The sequence below is a fragment of the Nodosilinea sp. LEGE 07298 genome, from assembly GCF_015207265.1.
Lineage (GTDB): Bacteria > Cyanobacteriota > Cyanobacteriia > Phormidesmidales > Phormidesmidaceae > Nodosilinea.
This window is the reverse complement of record NZ_JADEXE010000294.1, coordinates 1-8,087: the sequence shown is the minus strand read 5'-3', so window position 1 is coordinate 8,087 and position 8,087 is coordinate 1. Positions and strand designations below refer to the sequence as shown.

8 protein-coding genes are annotated in these 8,087 nt (G+C 57.9%); 2 read left to right on the top strand and 6 right to left on the bottom strand.

The window, feature by feature from the left end; genetic code table 11:
* Nucleotides 1–97: 97 nt before the first annotated feature.
* From IQ273_RS27090 to IQ273_RS27075, 4 genes are all read right to left on the bottom strand, one after another.
* Complete coding sequence (locus IQ273_RS27090; RefSeq protein WP_194026243.1) at nt 98–1,426, bottom strand: AAA family ATPase; 1,329 nt, start codon at nt 1,424–1,426, stop codon at nt 98–100.
* Nucleotides 1,427–1,721: 295 nt separating this feature from the next.
* On the bottom strand, nt 1,722–1,880 hold the full coding sequence (locus IQ273_RS36055) for a DUF2283 domain-containing protein (protein ID WP_397198792.1): 159 nt from the start codon (nt 1,878–1,880) through the stop codon (nt 1,722–1,724).
* 162 nt (nt 1,881–2,042) lie between these two features.
* A complete protein-coding gene (locus tag IQ273_RS27080) occupies nt 2,043–2,258 on the bottom strand; it encodes a hypothetical protein (protein WP_194026242.1) in 216 nt (71 codons plus the stop codon).
* A gap of 18 nt (nt 2,259–2,276) precedes the next feature.
* Nucleotides 2,277–3,026, bottom strand: coding sequence for a creatininase family protein (locus IQ273_RS27075; protein WP_194026241.1), 750 nt, complete (start codon nt 3,024–3,026; stop codon nt 2,277–2,279).
* A 372-nt stretch (nt 3,027–3,398) separates the two neighbouring features.
* Between IQ273_RS27075 and IQ273_RS27070 the strand changes: the two genes are divergently transcribed.
* Entirely contained in the window at nt 3,399–3,710 is a 312-nt protein-coding gene (locus IQ273_RS27070) for a DUF6679 family protein (RefSeq protein WP_194026240.1), read from the top strand.
* Between the two features lie 81 nt (nt 3,711–3,791).
* On the opposite strand, the gene IQ273_RS27065 is transcribed toward IQ273_RS27070, so the two are convergent.
* The gene (locus IQ273_RS27065) at nt 3,792–4,829 is read right to left on the bottom strand and encodes a hypothetical protein (protein ID WP_194026239.1); all 1,038 of its coding nucleotides are present in this window, start codon (nt 4,827–4,829) and stop codon (nt 3,792–3,794) included.
* Nucleotides 4,830–4,967: 138 nt separating this feature from the next.
* Nucleotides 4,968–5,975, bottom strand: a complete 1,008-nt coding sequence (gene tilS, locus IQ273_RS27060; RefSeq protein ID WP_194026238.1) for a tRNA lysidine(34) synthetase TilS — start codon at nt 5,973–5,975, stop codon at nt 4,968–4,970.
* A 205-nt stretch (nt 5,976–6,180) separates the two neighbouring features.
* Between tilS and IQ273_RS27055 the strand changes: the two genes are divergently transcribed.
* Complete coding sequence (locus tag IQ273_RS27055) at nt 6,181–8,034, top strand: tetratricopeptide repeat protein (RefSeq protein ID WP_194026237.1); 1,854 nt, start codon at nt 6,181–6,183, stop codon at nt 8,032–8,034.
* The last annotated feature ends 53 nt before the right edge of the window (nt 8,035–8,087 follow it).

Below are 8,087 nucleotides of genomic sequence, written 5' to 3'. Positions count from 1 at the left end.
GACCCTCCTCGGTCTCGTCGTACGACTCAACATCAATACCGGGTAAACCCAAGAGCTCTGTCAGTAGAGGCACCATAGCCATAACGTATAGTAACGGCTACTTCAGCATACTCATTCCAGGAGAGCCAAACTCTTTCACACCGCGCAGCAAAGGATTCACGTCACGCCAGCAGAAGATTTCACCATCATCGTCAAGGTAACGATACTCTAAAATACAACGATTAAATAGCAGCTCACGATGGGCTTCATCGTTGAGAATTCCCTTTGTCTGCCAAACGTTAGCCAGCAAACCCCACTGATCGTCGTATACCGCATTGCGATAGGTATTACGGGCTTTGGTAATTGCTAGCCGCACCGCTTTCTTACTAATGGGTAGCGCGCTGGTTTGCGCGATCGCCTCCTGGGCCATCAACATCAGGTTGCGCATGTGGCCACCGCTCATGAGGCAGAGCTGGTCAAGGGTTTCAGCTTGGTCAAAAATATCGTTTACCAATTGCGCCTCATCACTTATTGCTGAGGCGTGGAACACTCGCTGGCGAACTAGCTCGCGCATAGTGTTTAGCCCGTCTTCGCACACGTTACCTTCCTGGTCATGCACCATCACCATCGGCAACACCTGAATTTCAGCATCGTAGATGTCGCGCAGGTCGGGCGCGCGGCCCGAATACACTAGCGAAATAGGTACGGTATAAATGACGTGGCAGTTCAGCAGCTTGAGCTGTTCGCTGCGATCAACAAAGATTTGCTCATGATTGCTAATTTCGTTCTCCTGGAAAGTAGGCGAAATGTGATCAAGGCTATCTACAATCAGCACTAACTTGTCAGTGCTGTGTTGAGGAGTTTGAGCCATTGCCTCAGTAATAAAAGTATTCAGTGCTTCAATTAATGAGGGAGCGTAAGATTCTACAACTCTTCGAATCTTAGCACGAGCCTCAGGGCTAGCCTTAAGGGTCAGCGTGAGTTTTGAGAACGGCACCTCAGCATCAAAGTTGCCAAAACTGAGTGCGCCTTCTACAACATCATGAAAATCTGTTCTCCGAGACTGTAGCCAATTTCGGATGGAATCTTGATTGCCATCTAAACTTTTTATCAAATTATGCGTGCATGCTAGCAAAATGTCAGGATACCGAGCATCTGCAAAATCGATATCTTCTTCGGCGGCAAAGTAGACAACGCGGTAGCCGTCTTTCTCTAGGGCATCCTTGAGCCGCAGCAGTTCGGTCGATTTGCCTGCGCCGCGATGGCCGGTGTAAAGCTGGTGGGTGATGCGATCGCTCAATGTGATCTGCCGCCCCACATCCACCAAAATATTTTCTTCGCCCCGCACCGCGCTGCAATTTACATATACTGGGTCGCCAGGGTGCAGCGGCTCAAAGGGGTCGAAGGCATTGTAAATGCTGCGCAGAATCTCAAAATCGCTGGGCATGGCCGGGGCGCAAGAAGGGCTAGCCCCTATGGTAATGCCATTGCCGCAGCCGGTTTCGCTAGAACCACTGACCGCAATGCCATATCATCCTCTGGTATTGCCATATCATCCTCTGGTATTGGCATGTCATCGCTCTGCAATGCCATATCACCGGGTGGATAAGCTATATCACCCCGCTGCAACGCCATGTCACTGGGTGGTTACGGCAAGTCAAGCTGCTGCTATGCGATGTTATGGGGTGGATATAGCAAGTCAAGCTGCTGCTATGCCAATGCGGTTGAACGAATCAGTCGCGCTAGCGCTGACTGGCGTTGAGAATGGTTGAGCCCACAATGGCATCAGCATTGTTGTAACGAATGACAATATCGTCGTCGGTGATCTCGCTGTCTTCCGCAGATTGGGGCGGATTGTTGAAGTCGATGTAGAGTACGTCAGCTCCTAAGTCGTAAACGATGAAAAAGGGCTGCTATGGCAAATCATGCAGCAGCGGCAGAAACCTAAGATAGCTCTGAGCTTCTTGATAATTGGCTACGGCCATAGCTGCTGCCTCCGATTGAGTGAGTTTGCCTTACGAGTTGAGAACGCAGTTACCACAAAGCCATCCCGCTGAGTTTCTTTATAGACGACTACTACGCCACTTTCCCAGCTCCAACGATTGAACGGCCATCAGCGCCCCCTCATTGCCTTGCAGTAAACGCTCTGGGGCTGCGATCGCTCCTAAAACCAAGTCTTTCCGGTCAGCAATATCGGCATGGCGTTGAACAATGTGTTGCCACCGCTCGTCAGGCAGGCGAATGGGAATGCCATTGAGAGAATTGGCCGTGTCACCCATGGCAAAGCATATAGATATTTACTCTGCCGCCAGAAACGCCAGGTAGTCGCTGGTCAGCTCTTTCACCGCCGCCTCATAGAGCTGCTGACCGTGCTCCGGGGTCGCCAGCGCCGGGTTCGACCCCATGCGGCCATCGGGGTAGTGCTGCCGAAAGTCGGTGGGGCTGTAGATGGCGTGCCCTCGGGGGGCGACCTGCGGCTCTAGCGGTGCGTGCTTGATGAAATCGGGGTAGGCGTACTGCGTTAGCGCCACTTCGCTAGGGGTAGCGTGGGAACCCTCCTGATCGCCGTAGAGTTCCTTCGCCAGGGTATACACCGACCGGGCCATAAACCAGTTGGCCGTGGTGCAGCGCACCCGCTCGGCGTTGGGAATGCGATCGCTGGCCAGAGCCGTGTAGGTTTCGGCAAAGGCAGCCTTGAGGGTGGCAATGTTGCCGCCGTGGCCGTTGATAAAGAAGAAGCGGGTAAAGCCGTAGCGCACCAGCGGCGTCAGATAGTCCTGAATGACGGCAATCAAGGTGCTGGGCCGCAGGGTCATGGAACCGGGGAAGGCGGTGTGGTGCAGGGCCATGCCGACGTTAATCGTGGGGCCAACCAGGGCGTTAGCGGCCTCGCCTACACCTTTGGCAACCACTTCAGCACAAATCGCATCGGTGCCAATCAATCCGGTGGGGCCGTGCTGTTCTGTCGAGCCAATCGGCAGAATGATGCCGGTCGAGTCATTCAGGTAGGCCTCAACTTCTGGCCAGGTGCAGAGGTGCAGCAGCATAGGGCATGGGGGGAAGAACAGGGCTGGGTTCCACTATAGCGTTCGCCTCGGGGCCGTTGTGGGCAAGCAGATGTATGACTTGCTACACTGCTAGACCAGCTTCATTGATAAGAGAAAGGAGTGGTTGCTGGGGGAATGCTGAGGAGCAGACCCACGATTGGCTAGAATCTATAGCGAGTGATCATCTACCTAGACTGCTAATGCATCCCCATAGGGAGCGAGAGTTAAAAAGCTGGCCCCAGGGGCTAACGCCAGATCCCAGAGCAAAGGCCAGGTCTGCAATCTCAGATAGTTTTCCTGCTTGTTGGCAGCACTTCCCCTGCACCAACCAGGCTAACGAGCGTTGATGTTACCTGTAAAGGAGCCGCGACTATGCTACACCGCAAGATCTATCAACTCTGTTGTGATGGTCAAGATGTGTGGATTTTTCTACGGGATCAACAGCGTTGGATTGAGCGGGCGAAGATTTTAGACATCGAAGGCGATCTGGTTACCTTTCGCTACGAAACCGAAGAAGAAGACGAGATTTGCTCATGGGAAGAGATGGTGCGCGTTGAGAGCATTGGCGCTGTGACCAAGCGCCTGGCGGCTGTCCCCCGTGGCGATGTCGAGATCAATGTGTCTGAGGACTGCCCCGAAACCGAGCAGCTCAGCGACCCCTACCCCGAGTCGAACGCAGACTAGCGCATCTGAGACGTGTCATCCGCTTTGGTCAAAGGCCGGAGGGATGACACGCCCGATTCAACAGACTCGTTCCTGCTTTTCCTAGTTTGCGGGCGGTCCGGTGGGGTCTGAAAAGGTGTTGATATAGCCGTTGCCGCTGTAAACGCCCGGTGGCCTGGGGGCCGAGAAGGGCGGCGGTGCGGGCTGGGGCAGCGGCGTGCTGACGCTGTTGTTGAGCTGGCCGGGCTGCGATCGCACCTGCCCACTCCCTACTGGTGCCGTCGCTGGAGAACCAAAATCTAGATTTAGCGTTGCTGGCGCGATCGCCCCCCGCTCGGGTGCCGGTACCGCCAGGCTAGGCGACAACCCTGGCGGTTGGGTATAGCCCGTGGTCCCCGGCGGCGGCGACATCTGCGGCGTGGTGCGAATAAAGCGCTGGTCAACCCCAGGCAAACTGCCTTCTACCATCCAGGGTGGAGGTGTCAAACCGCTGGTGAGTGCTTCGGTAGGGCCGTTCGCGGCTGCACCAGGTTCCGTGGATGACTCGGCATCGACGGATTGTGTCGGACGCGAATTTAGCCTTTCGCTTAGAGCTTGCTGTAGAGAGCTGGGGGGCAGCGCCTCGGTAGATGCTGCCGCCGAGGGCTGGCGCTGGCCAGGGGCGATGGTTGACGATCGGTTTTCAACGGCGATCGCAGATTCCCCCTCATCTGCCACTCCGCTAGGTGCAGGACTGAACCGAAAGCGGCTGCGCTCCAGGTATTGGGCGAAGGGGCTAGCGCTTATTTCCGCTGGCGTAGCTTGGGGCAGCGCTAAACGGTCTGAGGCGGTAGGTAAGTCTAGTGCTGTAGATGTAGTGGGCTGTAGCTCGTTGAGCAGCAGCGCCAGGTTATCAATCTCGGCTAAGTCGGCCAGGTCTTCGCTCGATAAAGTGCCCAAATCGGTGTCAGGGTTGACCGCCGGGCTGTCGACAGCGGGATTGTACTGACTGCGCCACTCCGGATGGCGTAGATACTGGGGCACTACCACCGCCACCAGCCCCAGCCCAACTAAGCTGCCCCACACTACCGGACGACGGAGGGGGCGACTGATGGCCTGGATGCGTACCAGGCGATAGCGCACAGCAGGGGGAAGGGGCATGGAGGTAGACTCTAGGTCGGCGATATTTTCTATTTTAGAACCCAAATCAGTGGCTAGGGTTTAGTGCTGGTGAGTATTGCTCGTTGACTCCCCTTCGACTCCGCTCAGGGTTCGACTCCGCTCAGGGTTAGGCTCTGCTTAGGGTTCGAGTCCACTCACTACTACCCAGTCCCCCTCTACAATCGCGATCGCCCCGCCCGGAAACGGATCGCTCTGGCTGCCGTTGGGGGCGCTCAGCAGGGCTACCAGTTTTTCTACATGCTCAAAGCTCACCTGGACCAGCGTTACCTGCTGTAGTACCCGGCGCAGCACTCGCCGCTGTAGGGCCAGGGGGGATGCTCTGAGGGGCGATCGCTCGATTCTCCAGGTCGCTGTCGCTGTCGTAGCACTAGCAACGGTTTGCTCGTATAGATCCCCCGCCAGCGTCTCCAGCAATTCCACTTCGGCTGTCAGCAGTTCGGCGGTATTGGCCAGGGTAGATTCTGCCCCTGGGTTAAAGTGCGATCGCAGGTAGGGCAGCAGCTCCAGGCGAATGCGATTGCGGGCGTAGCGAGTGTCCTGGTTGGTGGAATCTTCCCAAACGGGGAGATTGAACTGGCGGCAAAACTCCCCCGTCTGCTGGCGGGTCAGGTCGAGCAGGGGGCGCACCACTGAAACAGTGCCATCGAGCGTTAGGGAACGCTGCCGGACCAGGGCTTGCAGACCATCGGTGCCGCTGCCTCGCAGCAGGTTGTAAAGCAGGGTTTCGGCGCGATCGCTCGCCGTATGCCCAGTCGCCACTTGGGTACAGTGCTCTTGAGTCGCTATCTCCTCAAAGACCCGGTAGCGCCACTGGCGGGCGGCGGCTTCGGTAGGGTAGTCAGTCCCGGCTGTAACCACCTGGCAGGGGATGCCCCAGTCTTGACAAAGCTGCTGCACAAAATCGGCGTTGGCGGCAGAGTCGGCCCGCCACTGGTGGTCGCAGTGCACCGCCCGCAGCGACCAGCCCCACTTGGGCTGCAAATCAACCAGCAGCTTGAGTAGACAGACCGAATCTTGCCCACCCGAAACCGCCGCCAAAACCGCTGTCCCCTGAGGCAGCATCGGACGTACTTTTAGCCGCCGATGCACCCCAGCGTGGATGGTACTCCAGGCAACCTTGCCCATACTCAACTTGTAAACTCCAAGGCAAATCTCAGGGATTGCCGCCTGTCTCTCAGACTACCTCACCCCTGCTCTTTGACCGAGGTTTAGCGCCCCCTGCCCAGCCTGATTGGGGCTGAATCTCTGAAAAATCTATGGCACACTTGGGCAACGGCACCTTTTCTTGGCACCCCTGTTTCTCTGTACCCTTTGAACGGCATGGCGACCTATGGCTCAACCATACCAAACGCTCATCGATGACATTGTTGCCGCTACCCTCAAGGGCAAAATTCAGTCGAAGCAGCAGGTCTACCGCATACTGCAGGCCGGGGTAGAGCCCGGCAGTGGCGAGTTATTTGAGCGGGCTTTAGAAGCTACTCTGGCGGCCCTAGAGCCTGACCTGGCTCCCGGTGATGACGAATTTAAACATGCAAAAGCTGTTCGTAAGCACCGGGCGCTGCGCACAATACAGAGCGAGTGGCAGCGCTGGCAGGCCGACAACCAGGCTACAGCGGTCATTACAGGGGTAGAGGCCGAAATTCTAAATACGCCTCCCGAAGAACGTCTCTTTCAGCTGGTGGCGGCCCTCGACCCCAACCGCGACCACCCTCTATCGAGAGAACAGCTGGTGCAGCTGGCTCGGGCACTGAAGCAGGCTCCTGCACCGTCAGAGACGGCCCCCGCCACTGAGGCCGAACCCGCCCTGGCTACTCTGGCCAATGGCCTGGAGCAGGGCCTAGCTGCCTGGCAACAGCTTGAAGGCGATGTAGTCGGCTGGATTTACGCTCAGGGGCAGCAGATTGGCTTCAGCCAGCCGGGCGATCGCCCCAGCCCCTGGCAGCACTGGGGCCGCATCGTCAGCTCGCCCGCCCTCAAGCGCCTGTTTGAAGACCTGGCCCTGCACCAAACCGTGACCACCGCTGGTGTCACAGTGCCTTTGCGGGTAGCCGACTGGGTGGCCTGGGGCGTAGTCTTGCAGCGGCTCCAGCTGGCCCTGGTGAACTGGTTCGATCGCCAGCCCTACGACCCCCAGGCCGGTAAGCGCCTCTCCATCGCCACCTTCCTCACCTTTGCCGTGGTCTGGGGCCAAATTTCCAGTCGTCTGGGCGAACAAGGCCAGCGCACATTGGCTAGGGGTTCATTCCAGCTGGCGCTACAGGGGCTGCGACAGTTTGCCAACCAGAGCTACTTTCCCCTCTACGGCGGCCTGTTCACCGCGCTGTCTGGAGAACCCCTACGCGCCCTGCTCGACTATCTCGATCAACCGCTTCAAGAAGTGGCCAATACCGCCGTCAAGGCCCGCATTCTGACGCTGCTGGGCTACTCGCAGCGAGCGCTGGGCAACTACCGCCAGGCTCAGCGTTTTCACCAGCAGGCACTAGAGGTAGCCCGCGAAGCCAAAGACGTGCCCTGCGAAATTGCCAGCCTCAATCACCTCAGCCGTACCTGCGTCGCTCAGCAAGACTTTGAAACCGCCCAGGGCCACAGCCAGCGAGCGCTGATCTTGGCTCGTCAGAGCGGCGATCGCATTGGCCAAGCCAACGCCCTGGCCAACCTCGGCTACAGCCAGGTCGCCCAGGGCCAGTCGCAGCTGCTAGAAGCCGAACAGTACGAGACCGTGCTCAGCTACCTCGAACAGGGGCTAGCGCTCTCAGAACAGGTGGGCGATCGCCCCAGCCAGGCCCTCTGCGCCAACAGCCTCGGCATCGCCCAGCTCAAGCTCGGCCAGTACAGGGAGGCGATCGCCTCCCTTCAGCAGGGATTGCAGGTGGCGCAGGCGATCGGCGATCGCTTCCTGATGGCCTCTAACTTCGCCAATATGGCCGCCGCCCACCAGGGCGATGGCAACCTCGAACAGGCCGTTCTCACCGGCTGCCTGGGCATGTACTTGCTGCACCAAATCGATTCTCCCGAATGGCGACAGCCCGCCGCTCTGCTCAGCATTCTCTACGGCCAGCTTGGCCCCGACACCTTCGAGAGCATTCTCGCCGACCACCGCCGCCAGTTCCTCGCCGTCATCGGCGTCGATGGCTACGACTTCCTGCAGCCGCTTCTAGCGCGCTATCGGGAATCATTAGAGTAGGGGAGTGCGTGGGTGAATGGGTAGATGGGTGAATGGGTGGATGGGTGGATGGG